The sequence below is a fragment of the Scopulibacillus cellulosilyticus genome (assembly GCF_042665295.1).
GTDB lineage: Bacteria > Bacillota > Bacilli > Bacillales > Sporolactobacillaceae > Scopulibacillus_A > Scopulibacillus_A cellulosilyticus.
The window spans coordinates 463,886-478,900 of the sequence record NZ_JBHTCO010000004.1; the positions used below are offsets into that span (position 1 = coordinate 463,886).

At 37.6% G+C, this 15,015-nt stretch carries 20 protein-coding genes; 16 read left to right on the plus strand and 4 right to left on the minus strand.

What is annotated here, in order from left to right:
- Nucleotides 1-13 precede the first annotated feature (13 nt).
- The 3 genes from ACFQRG_RS05460 (at nucleotide 14) to ACFQRG_RS05470 (ending at nucleotide 1,839) form a co-directional block, all read left to right on the plus strand.
- A complete protein-coding gene (locus tag ACFQRG_RS05460) occupies nucleotides 14-337 on the plus strand; it encodes a cytochrome C oxidase subunit IV family protein (RefSeq protein WP_380964526.1) in 324 nt (107 codons plus the stop codon).
- Nucleotides 338-432: 95 nt separating this feature from the next.
- Nucleotides 433-1,311: a cytochrome c oxidase assembly protein gene (locus tag ACFQRG_RS05465; RefSeq protein ID WP_380964528.1), complete on the plus strand. Its 879-nt coding sequence runs from the start codon at nucleotides 433-435 to the stop codon at nucleotides 1,309-1,311.
- Nucleotides 1,312-1,335: 24 nt separating this feature from the next.
- The gene (locus ACFQRG_RS05470) at nucleotides 1,336-1,839 is read left to right on the plus strand and encodes a GNAT family N-acetyltransferase (protein WP_380964530.1); all 504 of its coding nucleotides are present in this window, start codon (nucleotides 1,336-1,338) and stop codon (nucleotides 1,837-1,839) included.
- 35 nt (nucleotides 1,840-1,874) lie between these two features.
- Here ACFQRG_RS05470 and ACFQRG_RS05475 read toward each other — a convergent pair whose 3' ends face one another.
- Nucleotides 1,875-2,252, minus strand: coding sequence for a YugN family protein (locus tag ACFQRG_RS05475; protein WP_380964532.1), 378 nt, complete (start codon nucleotides 2,250-2,252; stop codon nucleotides 1,875-1,877).
- 239 nt (nucleotides 2,253-2,491) lie between these two features.
- Between ACFQRG_RS05475 and ACFQRG_RS05480 the strand changes: the two genes are divergently transcribed.
- Nucleotides 2,492-3,529 carry a CAP domain-containing protein gene (locus ACFQRG_RS05480; RefSeq protein WP_380964534.1) on the plus strand — a complete coding sequence of 346 codons (1,038 nt, stop codon included), beginning with the start codon at nucleotides 2,492-2,494 and terminating at the stop codon, nucleotides 3,527-3,529.
- Nucleotides 3,530-3,637: 108 nt separating this feature from the next.
- Nucleotides 3,638-4,825 carry a M20 family metallopeptidase gene (locus ACFQRG_RS05485; protein WP_380964536.1) on the plus strand — a complete coding sequence of 396 codons (1,188 nt, stop codon included), beginning with the start codon at nucleotides 3,638-3,640 and terminating at the stop codon, nucleotides 4,823-4,825.
- Between the two features lie 50 nt (nucleotides 4,826-4,875).
- Here ACFQRG_RS05485 and ACFQRG_RS05490 read toward each other — a convergent pair whose 3' ends face one another.
- Nucleotides 4,876-5,385, minus strand: coding sequence for a PaaI family thioesterase (locus ACFQRG_RS05490; RefSeq protein ID WP_380964538.1), 510 nt, complete (start codon nucleotides 5,383-5,385; stop codon nucleotides 4,876-4,878).
- Nucleotides 5,386-5,526: 141 nt separating this feature from the next.
- On the opposite strand from ACFQRG_RS05490, the gene ylbD reads away from it, so the two are divergent.
- The 6 genes from ylbD to coaD all read left to right on the plus strand — a co-directional run bounded on the left by ylbD (nucleotide 5,527) and on the right by coaD (nucleotide 8,804).
- A complete protein-coding gene (gene ylbD, locus ACFQRG_RS05495) occupies nucleotides 5,527-6,000 on the plus strand; it encodes a spore coat protein YlbD (protein WP_380964540.1) in 474 nt (157 codons plus the stop codon).
- Nucleotides 6,001-6,006: 6 nt separating this feature from the next.
- Nucleotides 6,007-6,285: a YlbE-like family protein gene (locus tag ACFQRG_RS05500; RefSeq protein ID WP_380964542.1), complete on the plus strand. Its 279-nt coding sequence runs from the start codon at nucleotides 6,007-6,009 to the stop codon at nucleotides 6,283-6,285.
- 177 nt (nucleotides 6,286-6,462) lie between these two features.
- A complete protein-coding gene (locus ACFQRG_RS05505; RefSeq protein ID WP_380964544.1) occupies nucleotides 6,463-6,900 on the plus strand; it encodes a YlbF/YmcA family competence regulator in 438 nt (145 codons plus the stop codon).
- 171 nt (nucleotides 6,901-7,071) lie between these two features.
- The gene (locus ACFQRG_RS05510; RefSeq protein ID WP_380964982.1) at nucleotides 7,072-7,341 is read left to right on the plus strand and encodes a YlbG family protein; all 270 of its coding nucleotides are present in this window, start codon (nucleotides 7,072-7,074) and stop codon (nucleotides 7,339-7,341) included.
- Nucleotides 7,342-7,738: 397 nt separating this feature from the next.
- Nucleotides 7,739-8,308, plus strand: a complete 570-nt coding sequence (gene rsmD / locus ACFQRG_RS05515) for a 16S rRNA (guanine(966)-N(2))-methyltransferase RsmD (protein WP_380964546.1) — start codon at nucleotides 7,739-7,741, stop codon at nucleotides 8,306-8,308.
- 4 nt (nucleotides 8,309-8,312) lie between these two features.
- The gene (gene coaD, locus ACFQRG_RS05520) at nucleotides 8,313-8,804 is read left to right on the plus strand and encodes a pantetheine-phosphate adenylyltransferase (RefSeq protein ID WP_380964548.1); all 492 of its coding nucleotides are present in this window, start codon (nucleotides 8,313-8,315) and stop codon (nucleotides 8,802-8,804) included.
- 74 nt (nucleotides 8,805-8,878) lie between these two features.
- Here the strand turns inward: coaD and ylbJ are convergent, their stop codons facing one another.
- The gene (ylbJ, locus tag ACFQRG_RS05525) at nucleotides 8,879-10,084 is read right to left on the minus strand and encodes a sporulation integral membrane protein YlbJ (RefSeq protein WP_380964550.1); all 1,206 of its coding nucleotides are present in this window, start codon (nucleotides 10,082-10,084) and stop codon (nucleotides 8,879-8,881) included.
- A 144-nt stretch (nucleotides 10,085-10,228) separates the two neighbouring features.
- Here ylbJ and ACFQRG_RS05530 point away from each other — a divergent pair, with 144 nt between their 5' ends.
- Both ACFQRG_RS05530 and ACFQRG_RS05535 read left to right on the plus strand, forming a co-directional pair.
- Nucleotides 10,229-11,011 (plus strand): patatin-like phospholipase family protein, encoded by a 783-nt coding sequence (locus ACFQRG_RS05530; protein ID WP_380964552.1) that lies wholly within the window; start codon nucleotides 10,229-10,231, stop codon nucleotides 11,009-11,011.
- Between the two features lie 2 nt (nucleotides 11,012-11,013).
- A complete protein-coding gene (locus ACFQRG_RS05535) occupies nucleotides 11,014-12,042 on the plus strand; it encodes a SepM family pheromone-processing serine protease (RefSeq protein WP_380964554.1) in 1,029 nt (342 codons plus the stop codon).
- A gap of 24 nt (nucleotides 12,043-12,066) precedes the next feature.
- On the opposite strand, the gene ACFQRG_RS05540 is transcribed toward ACFQRG_RS05535, so the two are convergent.
- On the minus strand, nucleotides 12,067-13,323 hold the full coding sequence (locus ACFQRG_RS05540) for a nucleotidyltransferase (RefSeq protein WP_380964556.1): 1,257 nt from the start codon (nucleotides 13,321-13,323) through the stop codon (nucleotides 12,067-12,069).
- Nucleotides 13,324-13,470: 147 nt separating this feature from the next.
- Between ACFQRG_RS05540 and ACFQRG_RS05545 the strand changes: the two genes are divergently transcribed.
- The 3 genes from ACFQRG_RS05545 (at nucleotide 13,471) to ACFQRG_RS05555 (ending at nucleotide 14,993) form a co-directional block, all read left to right on the plus strand.
- A complete protein-coding gene (locus ACFQRG_RS05545) occupies nucleotides 13,471-13,983 on the plus strand; it encodes a YceD family protein (RefSeq protein ID WP_380964558.1) in 513 nt (170 codons plus the stop codon).
- A gap of 22 nt (nucleotides 13,984-14,005) precedes the next feature.
- Nucleotides 14,006-14,179 carry a 50S ribosomal protein L32 gene (gene rpmF, locus ACFQRG_RS05550; protein WP_380964560.1) on the plus strand — a complete coding sequence of 58 codons (174 nt, stop codon included), beginning with the start codon at nucleotides 14,006-14,008 and terminating at the stop codon, nucleotides 14,177-14,179.
- 169 nt (nucleotides 14,180-14,348) lie between these two features.
- On the plus strand, nucleotides 14,349-14,993 hold the full coding sequence (locus tag ACFQRG_RS05555) for an RsfA family transcriptional regulator (protein ID WP_380964562.1): 645 nt from the start codon (nucleotides 14,349-14,351) through the stop codon (nucleotides 14,991-14,993).
- Nucleotides 14,994-15,015 lie beyond the last annotated feature (22 nt).

Sequence of the window (15,015 nt, forward strand, 5' to 3'; positions counted from 1 at the left end):
GGAGGTGAGTAGAATGACAAAACCTTCAACAAGTACTTCAATGTATATGGAACGTCAAAAACGCAAACGTGAATTAACTTATTATCTTGTTTCGTTTGTCATGATGCTTTTTCTTACTGGAATATCCTTTGCGGCTGTCGCTATCAAAGGTATTGACAAACACTTTACGGCGTTCTTTATTGTAACTTTGGCGGTTATCCAAGTTTTGTTTCAGCTTTATTACTTTATGCACTTGAAAGATAAGAACCATGCGATGCCTGCATTGTTCATTTATAGCGGGGCATTAGTTGCTTTTATAACAGTCCTGACGTTTGTGTCAATTGTTTGGGTATCTTAGTTAGCGTTAAATAAAAGATCCCTCTATGTTTAGCAAAAATTTTGCAAGGGGGGTCTTTTTTATAAGAAGCTGGATCTTGAAAGGAGGGCGTGTGTATGGGCGGACCAACAGTCGAACCGATGATAAGCATGTGGCACTTTCAATGGGGTGCTATAGTGATTATATTAGCCTTCGTCTATATTAAAGTTTCCGGGTCTTTAACGAAAAAGTACGGTCAAAAAGGTGACACATTGTCGGTTTATCATAAAATAAGTTTTTTTATCGGACTGTTTTTTATCTTTCTGGCAAAAGGCACGCCGCTCGATGATATAGGCATGAAATATTTGTTCAGTGCGCATATGGGAGAAATGGCACTCGAATACCTTATCATACCGCCGTTATTATTGCTGGGTATCCCGGCTTGGGTAGCCAGAAAAATTCTTAAAGTCCCGTTTATTGATAAAATGGTATCAAGCATGACCAAACCAATAATCGCAATTATCTTGTTTAATTTATTCTTTTCGATTTATCATGTCCCCTTTATATTTGATTTTATGGCAAACCATCATCCCTTTCATAACATTTACAATATAGTGATGATATTACTTTCTATTTTTATGTGGTGGCCGATTACTTGTCCGGTTTCCGAGAAGGACCATTTATCAGAACTTCAGAAAATGGGTTATATTTTTGCCAATAGTGTCCTGCTTACACCGGCATGTGCACTTATTATTTTTAGCGGTACGCCGCTGTATCATTTCTACGGGCAAGAAGTTCCGCATATTTTGCCTTCGCTTTCAGTGGTGGAGGACCAACAATTTGGCGGAACCATTATGAAAATTGTACAGGAAATCGTAAATGGCCTGGCCCTCGGGTTTGTTTTTTATCAATGGATGAAAAAACAGCAAGAACAGGACAAAAGGGAAGAAAAAATACCTGTTAAAGGGTATAAGTATTTAGAAGTATCCCATAAGACGAATCATGCAGGACGTTAATTTCTGTATAAAGGTGGAAGCTGAATGGAAATCAGAGAAATCCAGTTAAGTGATGCTGCGGCTTTGCTTAATTTAAGAAGGCAGCTTGAGAAAGAAACACGTTTTATGCAATACGTGCCTGATGAGAACGCAAATTCAGTTGAAAAACAAGTAGAAAATATTCATTCAATCTTAAAAAGCGGCTGTTCAATGATTTTTGTTGCAGAAACCGAAGGGAGTTTAATAGGTTTTACAGCTGTCTTAGGAAATAAGTTAAAACGTATTCGCCACCGCGCCTCCGTTATTATAGGAATTCTTGAAAAATATCAAAATCAAGGAATCGGTAAAAATCTATTAAAGCATGTTGATGAATGGGCGCGCGACCATGGGATCGAACGCCTGGAGTTAACGATTATGGCTCACAATCGCCGTGCGCTTGGTTTGTATAATACAATGGGGTATTATGTTGAAGGCATGAGAAGAAATGCCTTAGTTATTGATAATGAAATTATTGATGAATTTTATATGGGGAAAATATTAAAAAGGTAATGATCATATCGGTCATTACCTTTTTAATATTTTTATCAGTCTATTGGTGTATTTTCTTTTAATTCTTCCAATGCTTCTTTAAGCTTTGACAGGCGTTCTTTACAAATATTTATGATACGTTCGGGAAATTCCTCATCTTTATATTCTACACCGTGGGGATAATAATGTCTGCCGAGATAAGGCGTTAATAATTTGACCTTCGCATCAGATTTTTCGATTTCCCCTTCAACAGCAATCCCGGGGACTCTTAAGTAATGAATATGCCCGGTTTTTGTATTTTCAAATTTAAAATCATAAGTGACACGCTCCCAATCCCAATGCCCTCCTCGGATCAACCCTAAACGCTTGGTCATTGCTTCAAGAACAGGGAAAGGAATAATCATACCATCTAAACCGGTATCTTCAAATTTCACATGGTAACCTCCTAACGTCATTGATATTTCTATATTTTAATAATAGTACGAAAAGTGTATCAATGCAATTATAGATATCATTTTTAAACGATCACGGCCGGTATACCGTTAACAAAGGATAAAGCCAATGTTTATCTTACTTAAGGCATGGAAAAAATAAGCATAAAAGAGCTATTGCATTTAATTGTCTTTTTTATCATGGACATTGATATAATGGGGATAAGAAGGGGGTGAGCGTCTTGCGGAAAATAAATATTTTCATTTTTGCTGTGGCAGTGATTGTATTTTGTTTCACTTTTTTATTTAATATTTCAGGAAAACCAAATGACAAACAGCATCAAATGAAATCTGAATCAATAGGAGACGCGCCAACTCAATCTAAATTTAAAGTGCCAAGTATTGGCCTATATACATACATGGGAGATAGCAAGAAAGATATTGAAAAGAAATTTGGGAAACCTGAACGTATTGATCCGACCCAGTATGGCTATGATTGGTGGATTTATGGCCGGGGGACGGAAAATTATGTACAAATCGGGATTGATCATAATAAAGTTGTCACTATTTATGCGCTTGGGAAAAAGCTTGATACCAAACCGTTTGGTATCGGGAAAAGCTCTCATGATATCTATAAGAAAGTGCCGATGTCGGATACTGCGTCACTAAATATTAATCATACCCATGTTGAATTCGAATTTAACGAAGAGGATCTCATGATTCGTCCATTGATGAAGTTCGGAAATGTCTGGGTTCAACTATATTTTGATCATTTCACGGATCGCTTAGTCAGTGTCCGTTACTTAACACCGGAAGTTCTAATGGAGCAGAAACCCTATACTTTAACTTATCAGGGACATTTGGAAAAGTCACCTGAACCGAGCGAATCTGAATGGCAGGCAATTAACAATGGTGAAAGTAAAGAAATCTTTGATATAACAAATGTACTTAGGAAACGTTATCATGTCAACGGGTTAGATTGGAATAATCAAGCGCAAACGGCAGCCTATTTGCACAGTAAAGATATGAAAGAAAATAACTACTTTTCACATGACTCCAAAACTCAAGGTGACTTAAGTCAGCGTTTGAAAAAACAGGGAATTAACTTTCAAGCGGCCGGTGAAAATATTGCAGCGCAATATACAGATGGGATTGCTGCTGAAATTGGATGGCTTAACAGTGAAGATCACCGGAAGAACTTGCTTAGCAATATGTTCACGGGTTTAGGTGTCGGTGTCTATCAGGATGACTATACTCAGGATTTTGTTAATCCCTTTTAAAAGTCGAAAAACCAACTTTCCTTTTGAGAAGGTTGGTTTTTAATTTCCTAGTGATTTTGGTCAATATGATATAATATTCAATATTAGATAGATAAAGGGGCGATCATTATGACTACTGAACAGAGCTATGATCTAAAAAAATTAGTTTCGGATATTTCAGCTGATGTTGTTGGATGGAGACGCCATCTTCATGAGAATCCGGAATTGTCGTTTGAAGAAGAAAAAACAGCTGATTTTGTTTTTGAAACATTAAAAAGCTTCGGGAATATTGAATTGACACGCCCGACAAAAACAAGCGTTGTTGGGAAAATTACAGGCGAATATCCCGGAAAAACGTTGGCGATTAGAGCCGATATGGATGCTTTGCCTATAGATGAAGAGAATAATTTTGAATTCGCCTCAAAAACGCCCGGGGTTATGCATGCATGCGGACATGACGGGCATACCGCAATGCTTCTTGGAACCGCAAAGATCCTATCTCAATTGAAGTCAAATTTACATGGGGAAGTAAGGCTTGTTTTTCAGCATGCTGAAGAGCTGTTTCCCGGCGGTGCAGAAGAACTTGTTAATGCCGGTGTAATGGATGGGGTTGACTGGGTTATCGGTACACATCTGTGGTCACCGTTAGAATATGGAAAAATCGGCATTGTCTATGGGCCGATGATGGCTGCACCGGATACTTTTCATATCGTTGTCAAAGGTAAGGGCGGCCATGCGGCAATTCCTCATGATACGATTGACAGCATTGCGATCGCTGCACAAGTTGTGACAAATCTTCAGCATGTTGTTTCAAGGAATACAGACCCGCTCGATACACTTGTTTTATCAGTAGCAAAATTCATCGGGGGGACTGCTCATAATGTCATTCCCGGATCAGTTGAACTGACGGGGACTGTAAGAAGTTTTAAACCCGAATTAAGGAATCAAGTACCGGAACTGATGGAAAGGGTGGTTAAGGGTGTTACATCGGCACATGGCGCCGATTATGAGTTTAATTATGAAAAAGGTTACCGCCCGGTCATTAACCACGATGATGTTACTAAGATAGTTGAAGAAACTGTCAGGGACGTCTATGGGTCAGAATCGATTAAACATATGGCGCCAAATATGGTTGGGGAAGATTTTTCAGCCTATCAGCAAGCGGCGCCGGGAACATTCTTTTATGTTGGTGCGGGCAACAAGGAAAAGGGCATTACTTATCCTCACCATCATGCGAGATTTACAATTGATGAAGATGCTCTAGAAAAAGGTGTTAACATTTTTGTTCATGCAGCTTTTAAATTTTTAAATGATTAATCAAAGAATACTATAAAAAATTAGAGGACTTAGCTTATCCTCTAATTTTTTTAAATTCGTTCAGGTTTAGAAATAATGAAAAAGGATCCGGCAGCATAAGCGGCAATCTCTTCATCTTCCGTTAATATATTTGCTGTGACAAAGCAAATATGACTGCCGCGGTGCACGAGTTCCGCCTTGCATTTCAATTTGCTTCCTGTAGCCGGTTTCAAATAATTTAACTTTAATTCTGAAGTCACGCACCGCTTATTTTCCGGTAATAGTTCATTGACTAAAGTTCCCATCACAGTATCAGCAAAAGTAGCTGTAATGCCGCCATGAACAATTTTTAAAGGATTTAAAACAAATGGGGTAAGCTCTATTTCAGCTTCATATTTTTTATCTTCGGTTAATTGTCCCTGATAATTTAGAACACCATTAAGATACGTTTTGGATTTTTTATTTTGCTTTGACCGTATCCCTTGAAGCAATTTTTCAAGTGCATCGAGGTCATCTGAGCCGGCTTGGGCAAGAGTGTCAGCGAGCAGCCGTTTGATATGATATTTTTTATCTTCGTTCATTTATATAACTCCTTTACTCTGTTCACTATTAAATCATACCAGTTTATGTCTTTTTGCGCTATTAAAGAAAATGGGCGCACATCATGATCTAAAATAACTTATGATATAGTAGGTGAGGTTTATATTGTAGGAGGGTCGAATATGGCTCACAAAACGGCTGACTCGGTTAAAGCTTTTAAACAGTTTGTTCAAAAGCACCCTGAATTAGCTAAGGGTGTCAAAGAACAAGGCAAGACATGGAATGATATTTTTGACGAGTGGGTGCTGTACGGAGAAGACAATGAAGTGTGGGAAACATATGGTGTAAAAATGGAAAAACAAAAGCCGCAGCCGGATCCGTTAAAAAAAATTCTATCTTTTATAAATGGTATTGATGCTAAAAATCTAGAGGAACGTCTAGGACAATTGAATGGTGCCTTAACCAGTATCCAAGAACTCATCGGTCAATTTCAGCCGAAAAAACCGTCGCAAAACGCGCCGCAATTGCCGCAAAATACAATGCAAAACATTCCCCAAAATATGCCGCCGAATATGAGAAACCAACCTTTTCCGCCTTACCAGCGATATATTCAACAACCATCACAACCTATTCAATACTTAAACAAAAAGGATTAATCGATCATGAGAAAAGAAATTCAGTACTACCTGGATCAAAATCCCGAACTTAAATATTTTATTAGAATGCATCCCGACTGGTACAGAAGGTTAGGGAGATTTCCAGGAGATGTTTCCCATTTAAAACAAGAAGCTGATGAATATTACGGAAGAACTTTAAACAAAAAAATTGAACGGTTTAGTGAACAATTAAATCTTATCTCTATGTTTATGGAAATGGCAAACACAATGGGCAATCAGAATTCTGAAGATAACAAAGAAGTCTCTGAAGAAACCCAGGGTTGATCAATTAAATTTTGATCAGCCCTATTTTTCAATTTAAAAAGTTTAACAGCATTAAGGGTTTATCTTATAAGAAAAACTTAGGCTTTTGCAATTAGAACGGACAAGCCAAGTTTTTCTAAGTTTTAAAGAGTGGTAATTTTTGTGGTAAATGATAAAATAGTGGTGAGGTGATATTTTATGATTACCACATTAGAACACGTTTCTGTCCTTGAAGAAACGGATGGTCTTATCGGCATGTTAAAACACTCTGATGTATTTGAGCATTATCGTAATATGAGGGACAAGCTTGCAAAGGATCAAGAGGCTCAATCCTTAATTCGCGATTTTGTTAAAGTAAGAGAGAAGTATGATGAGGTGCAACGATTTGGTAAGTACCATCCTGATTATAAACAGGTAATACAAAATATGATGGATATCAAAAGAGATGTAGATTTAAACGATACCATCGCTTCTTATAAGAAGGCTGAGGAGCAAATGGAGCATTTGCTTAATGAGATTAGCCTTGAAATCGCTAGAGCAGTTTCAGATTCAATTAAAGTGCCTACCGGCAATCCATTCTTTGATCGGGGCTGCGGCGGCGGCTGCGGTACAGGCGGCAAATGCGGGTGTCACTAAAGAAAACTCTCCGATTGGCAAGCCGAAGCGGAAGACAAAAGGAGAAGTTGCACTTATACTTTCATCCTTAACTAAATTAAGTATTTGAAAGTATAAAGAAAACTTGCCGGCAGGCAAGTTTTCCTTAAAAAAGACTTTGTAAGCGAATACAGAATTTTGGGAGAATTGATGATGATATTAGGACGAAGAAGGGGAATTATTATATGGCTTCACCATTTGAAACATGTTAAGACTTTAAGAAGGTTTGGACATATTCATTACGTTTCAAAGAATATGAAGTATGTCGTCATTTATTGTGACTGTGAAAAAATTGAAAACATTCTATGTGAACTGGAATCATTAAAATATATTAAAGATGTCAGTATGTCTTATTTACAAGATATAAAAACTGAATATGACAAAAAGAAATTTGGTAAAGAGCTTGAAGAAATGGCCTATTAGAATTACATCTTTTTCATACGTTTTAAACCTTTAAAGAAGTTAAATCGCTTAATAAAAAGAAACCCGCAGGTATTTTCCTGCGGGTTGGTCTTTACGCATACGATTGTATGCCAAGACAATGGGAGAGGAGAAACCGGCGGAAAAACTTATGGGGAAACGTAAGTCTCCGCGGTTGGAACAACATCGTTTTGATGTTGTTAAACCTATTATTGACAGTCACATACAAGGCTATACGTCATAAAATTTTAAAAAATATTCCAAAAAATAATAACTGCTTAATTGTAATGTTAATCATCTTAATAAAGTGAAACTTCCATTTGTGGGACTTCTCCGCTTTTTATATTTACACCATTTGTGGTAGGATAAAACATATCTTAATATTTAAGGAATGATCGACGTGCGAGTGATAGCTGGGGAATGTAAAGGAAGGGCATTAAAATCTGTCCGCAGCCAATTAACAAGGCCGACAACAGATAAAGTAAAAGAAACGATTTTTAATATGATCGGCCCTTTTTTTGACGGCGGACAAGCATTGGATTTATACAGCGGCAGCGGCGGGCTCGGTATTGAGGCGCTGAGCCGGGGAATAAGCCGGGCTGTTTTTATTGACAAATCCGGTCCGGCAATAAGTACAATAAAAAAAAATATTCAGCTTTGCGGGCTTGAAAATCGTGCTGAAGTTTATCGGAATGATGCAGGCCGGGCAATTTCTATTTTAGCGAAAAAGCAATCGCGCTTTCATTTGATTTTTATGGATCCTCCTTATGCTAAACAGAAAATTATCAAAGATATTGAATTAATAATACATAGCAATCTGTTGGAGGAAAATGGTAAGATAATAGTAGAACACGAAGATACTGTCACATTGCCTGAACAATTTAATGAAGTGCTTATAAGAATTAAACATCATACATATCATGGGAAAACCGCTGTATCCATTTATGAACATCAGAATAAGGGAGGATAAAAGTATGGCCGGTATTGCTATTTGCCCGGGAAGTTTCGACCCGGTAACTTATGGACACTTAGACATTATCCAAAGAGGGGCTAAGGTATTTGATGAAGTTATCGTTGCGGTGTTAAATAACTCCAGTAAAAAGCCTTTATTTACTGTTAAAGAGCGGGTAGCTCTTTTAAAAGAAAGTACGAAGGACATACCCAATGTCTCTGTTGATTGGTTTGAAGGATTAATGATTGATTTTGCGAGAAAAAAGAAAGCTAATGCTGTATTACGCGGTTTAAGAGCAATCTCCGATTATGAGTACGAATTGCAATTAGCATTAACGAATAAAAAAATCGATGAAAATATAGAAACTTTTTTTATGCCGACAAACAGCAATTATTCATTTTTAAGTTCAAGTATTGTTAAAGAAATATCAAAATATCATGGTCCGGTAACTGAGTTAGTACCGGAACCGGTTGAAAAAGCCCTTAAAGAAAAGTATTTACCCCCGCGTGCTTAGGTGCAGCGGGGCTTTTCGTACGCTTTTTCTGCTCTCGAACAAGGCATTTAGTAGTATAGTCAGTTTAAATTTTATCAAATTTTTTTCATATTGGTATGCGCCTTGGTTAATATATAGATAATTAGAGTTATGAGTGTTACTAATGATCCAATTTGGATATATGATATCCAAGTTCCTGTAACGGCATGGTTTTGTAAAGATTCAAAGACGGCATTGACTTGGTTGTTTGTTTGCTTGATATCGATCCATTGAAATAATACATAAGCAAAACATGCTGAGGCGGTACCATGAATAAGCCTGCCTAAAAAGAAAGGCTTGGCGCTTAATTTCGCATCCGCCAAAATACTTGCGACTTGCGCCTGGATGGAAAAGCCGGCGAAACCAAGGATAAAGCTCGTAACGATCACCTGTTGCAAAAGAGGTGCGGCAAGGCTGCTGACACTTTTGGCTCCAACGGTGATTTCAAACAGTCCGGGAACAATACCCTTGCTCAGAACTGGCGAAAAATGAAGCAATAGTAAAAGGTGCTTTAAGCCGTATGCGATAGAATCAGTAATATGCAGCCGGGCAAGCAGTTGATTTAAAACTGAAAAAAGAATAATAAATCCGCCTACCATCAGTAATGTGCTGACAGAAGTCTGCACGGCATCGCCGAGCATTTTTCCGATAGGCTGTTTATTTCTAATACGTTCTCTATGCATTTGTTTTAAAGCTTTAATAAAAATGACTGGCGTAGTCCGTTCTTTTTTGGAAAACGATCTTTCATACGGTTTATAAAAACGCATAAAAAGGCCGACACAGATATTACCTAAATAATGAGACAAAGCAAACACAATCCCTAATGCGGCTTGATGAAAAAAGCCGTAAGCAACCACGCCGAAAATAAAAAGCGGATTTGAAAAGTTTGTGAAGCTGGCAAGACGTTCAGCTTCAGTTTTTGTTAATTTTTTTTCTTCATATAACCGGGAAGTAATTTTTGCTCCTGCCGGAAAACCCGAGGCAAGCCCCATCACAAAGACGAACGCGCCGGCTCCCGGCACTTTAAAAATGGGACGCATAATCGGTTCAAGCAGTATGCCAATAAATGTAACGATACCAAAGCCTATCATTAATTCTGATACAATAAAAAATGGCAATAGCGATGGAAAAACAACATTCCACCATAATTTTAGCCCGCTAAGTGAGGCGTCTACTGAAACTTTAGGAAAGGCAATAATTGAAACAGCAAGGAAAAGAGCTGCTAATGCTAATACAATTGTTTTTATTTTTGCGGCACTCAATGACCCTACTCCTCTCTTTCCAAGTTCGAACATCGCTTGCGCTATGAGAGCATAATTTAAATATAAAGGGAGCGTAAAAGTTGTCCCTAAGTCTAAATATACGCTTGTCAGAATGAATTAGACCTAAAGGAGTGGATCCTGCTTATGCGAAGACCAAAAATAGGGCTTGCATTAGGTTCCGGCGGTTCAAAAGGGTTTGCTCACGTCGGTGTTCTAAAAGTATTTGAAGATGAAAAAATCCCCATTGATATGATAACCGGATCAAGCATGGGAGGATTGGCCGGGGCATTATACGGTGTCGGGCATTCTTATGAAAGCATGTATAAAATGGCTGTGAATTTTAAAAGACAATATTTTATGGATTTCATCATTCCAAAGATGGGCTTTATTTCCGGAAAAAAAATAACGTCTCTTCTTAAAACGATAACACACTGTAAGACCTTTAAAGACTCCAGGGTGCCATTAAAGATTATTGCCACTGATTTGTTACGAGGCGAAAGGGTAATTTTTGAAGAAGGATATTTATACGAAGCCGTTCGGGCAAGCATCTCCATTCCGGGAATTCTGGTTCCTGTAAAATGGAAAGGGAAGGTTCTGGTGGATGGAGGGGTGATTGATCGTCTTCCGGTTTCCGTTTTAAAGGATATGGGAGCAGACATTATTATAGCAGTTGATGTAGCAACGTTTAATGGGGAATCCCAAGTCTCATCTATTTTTGATGTGATTTTGCAAAGTATTGATATTATGCAGGAAGAAATGGTTCGCCATCAGGAGCTCCATGCTGACGTTGTTATCCGGCCGCCAGTGAATCAATTTAATTCTAAAGCATTTACTAACATGAATGAGATTATTAAAATAGGGGAGGAAACAGCCAAAAAACAACTGCCATTAATATATAAAGCAATTAAATCTTGGAAGGAGCGGTGATTTTGAGCAAAAGATCAAAGAATATTACATATTATGTCATACTTATCATCGTAATTATTGCCATCGGGCTTTACTTCTACAGGCTGCCTGTATATGTTGAAAAGCCCGGGGCAGCTGAGTCGATAAATCCTATCGTGAAAGTAAAGAACGGCCATAAAGTAAACGGCGATTTCATGCTCGTCTATGTGTATGTCGGACAGGCTAACATCTATCAATATTTATGGACGAAATATGACCATAACAAATATACAACACTTATGAAACCTCAAGAAGTAAAATTGCCGGATGAAAATAACGAAGAATATAATTTACGTCAAGAAAATTATATGCAAAGCGCGCAGGATATAGCTACATATGTTGCTTATAAACATGCGGATAAGCATCCAAAATTAATTAAAGACGGTGCATTAATAATCAATGTATTTTCTGGCATGCCAGCAGCTAAAGTTTTAAAACCAGGCGATGTGATTGTTTCTGCCAACGGTAAAAAAATCAGTACAATTATGGATATGCAAAATGCGTTAAAAGGGGAAAAACCGGGAGATACGATCCCGATGCAAGTGAAACGAAACGGTAAAATTAAAAATGTAAAGGTGAAAGTAACCAAATATCCTAAAAAGTTATCTCAAGGTATAAAAAAATACGGCATCGGTGTGATGCAGACAGACGAATTTCATGTCAAAGTTAAACCTGATATTAAGTTTGATATTAAAAATATCGGCGGACCATCAGCAGGATTAATGATGTCGCTTGAAATCTATGATCAATTAACAAAAGAAGACTTAGCTAAAGGTCATAAAATTGCTGGAACAGGTACAATTAATTTAGACGATTCAGTAGGGCCGATTGGCGGTATTAAAGAAAAAATTGTAGGCGCCAGTAAATCCGGTGCGGACATATTCTTTGCTCCGGTTGCTGACAATGAATATAAACAGGCTGAAGCTGCAGCAAAAGATATTGGCACTCATATGAAGGTTGTTCCTGTTAAATCATTTGATGATGCTTTAAATTACTTGCATCACTTAAAGTAAGAAACTCGCCATTCGGCGAGTTTCTTACTTTATATCGGATAGAAAGTGATGGTTTAATTCATCGTAACGGAGCGGAGGCTGCATAAATTCATTATTGATTTTATTTTTGGGTTGATTGCTTATTGCTGCAAGTTCATAAACTTTAGCAGCTTTCATATCCAGGGACATTAATGGATCATTGTCCTTGTCCTTTTTTAATCTGGTTATGATCGGCACAGGGCATTGATTTTTAATATGATTTAAATAGGCTTGTCCGTTTTGGTTCATACCAAGCAGCCGTATATAGGAAGCTTTCTTCTCATTTAACGCATGTAACATTTCTTCTTTTTTTGCGTTAACCAACATATGTGTGCACAGCCGCTGCAGACGGGTCCAAGTATATCTTTTAGTTTTAAGTTTATCCATAAAGGTATGGAAGGTATTTGAGTCTTGCATTATTTTAATTATACGATTTTCCAATCCTTCTTCAGCTTCATAAATGGAAGAAAGTGACTCAGCTGTTTCAATGGATAACCGGTACTTTAAGAAAGGGTAGAAATCATCCCATCTGTAGATCTGGTTCCTATCAAAAGCTGATTTCAAATATTGATATGTAAAAGGCGGAACCGCCCGGTATATTTCTTCTAAGTTGCCGTGTTCAAAGATGGCCTTTCGAATACTGGTCGCACTGGCGATGCTTCCATTATTCATATGAACATCATGATAACCGGCGCCAATTCTTTTAACCGTCGATACCTTAATTGGCAGAGCTTGTTCTTTTACAGATTTTAAATAATGGTAACCAAGTATATTATTTGGCTGCGAAAGGTCTATGAGGGAATGATTAGAAGTTTTTAGCTCTTGAAAAGCGAGTGCATGGGCTTTTGGATAACTATAGCCTTCTTTAAGATATTTTTTTAATTGATGGTCGTATTGCTCTCCGTATTGATCAATGATTGTGATAGTATTTTCAAAAGGCAAAATTTCTCCTTGTTCACTGCCGAAGCATAGGTCCGTAACGCCTAAATGGCCTAAAATGGAGACAGAGCCGCTGGCGAAGATTTCGGCTTTTTGCGTCGAAAAGGCATACGGCAGTTCAACAACAATGTCTATTCCTGCAAGAAGCGCTAATTTGGTTCTTAACCATTTTGAAACGAGTGCCGGTTCGCCCCGTTGTAAAAAGTAGCCGCTCATGACAGCGACAAGGACGTCGGCGCCAGTATTTTCACGTGTTTTTTGAATGTGGTGTAAATGACCGTTATGAAGCGGGTTGTATTCTACAATCACACCTGCTACTTTCAATCAAATCCCTCCTAGAAATTGTCATGCATATGATATAATTATAATTTGTTACAGACAGTTTGGAAACAAGCGAGGTCAAGTTTGTATATTGACATTTAAATAGACTAAGACTATAATTACAATTGTTGTCTTAAAGGTGGTATTGTAATGGCATTGAAATGGACAGTACCAGAACTTCTTCAATTTAAAGGTGAAGGATTAACCCTTAATGAAACTGTTGATTTAACAGATATTTCAAGTGCAGACCCTGAAGTTAGGAACATTTCGCCGGTTCATGTTGATGGCATTGTTGAATTTGCTAAGGGTTCGATTACTTTTCATTTAACGGTAAAAGGTGAAATGATTTTACCTGACTCGGTAACGCTTGAGGATGTTAATTATCCGTTTCATATTCATACATCTGAGACTTTTCTTTTGAATCATTCAGTTGAGATTGAAGAAGCTGATCATGAAGTCGTTCATGATGTTGAAGAAAATATGATTGATTTAATTCCGTTTATTAAAGAAGCGATTTTGGTTGAAAAGCCGATTCGCATCGTCAGTGACCGTAATAATAATCCTCATTACTCCGGCGAAGGCTGGGATTTTGTAACTGAGGAAGAACGGAAGAATCGCATTGATCCCAGGTTAGAAAAACTAAAAAAGTTTTTTGACGAATAAATGCTTCAAGGAGGTGTGAACCGTGGCAGTACCAAAAAGAAGAACTTCTACAACTCGCAAAAATAAGCGTCGTACTCATTATAAACTTAATGTACCAGGTATGGTGCAATGTGATAATTGCGGTGAGTACAAATTAGCTCATCGTGTTTGTCCGGAATGCGGCTCATACAAAGGTGAAGAAGTAGTTGCGAAATAATTGTCACCAAAAAAAGGCAAGGAGATATGATCTCCTTGCCTTTTTTTTATATCAAAATCACTTTGAAACAGAATAACCGGGACCATTCCCTGAGAAAATAATAGAATATAAAGTCTATCTTTACTAGTAAACGCATAAAATAAGAAAAAGTTTAGATTGGAGGGGTTCAATGTCTACGATTCGTCAAGACGCATGGAGTCATGATGAAGATCTATTGTTAGCAGAAACAGTTTTAAGACATATAAGAGAAGGCAGTACACAACTGGCAGCGTTTGAAGAAGTTGGGCAAAAATTATCAAGAACATCGGCTGCCTGCGGTTTCCGGTGGAATTCTTTAGTCAGAAAAAATTATGAATCAGCTGTTGCTTTGGCAAAAAAACAACGAAAGGCAGCCCAAGGCCAAAGGAAAGTTCAGACGTTTAAGAAAAATAATCAGGAAGAAAAAGCTGAAGAACAATATAACACACCTGAAAGTTCTCCTGAACAAAATGAGCATCAAAAACCGGAGATTAGTCTTGAAACAGTAATCAATTATCTTACAGTATTGCGGGAACGGTCGCAAGAAACAAGCGGTTTAGAAAAAGAGATCCGTCATTTGAAAGAAACTTTGCAATCCACAGAAGAAAAATATCATGAACTGACAAATGCTCATAAGAAGTTGAAAAATGACTATGAAACGGTAAAAGAAGATTATAAGGCATTATTAGGTATTATGGAACGTGCAAGAAAATTAGCCGCAACTGATGAAGGCGACTCCGGTGAACGGTTTTTTCAATTTAATGGTTCACAGAGTTTAGAAAAAGTTAATAAATGAAAAAAATTCCCTATTTCAAAAT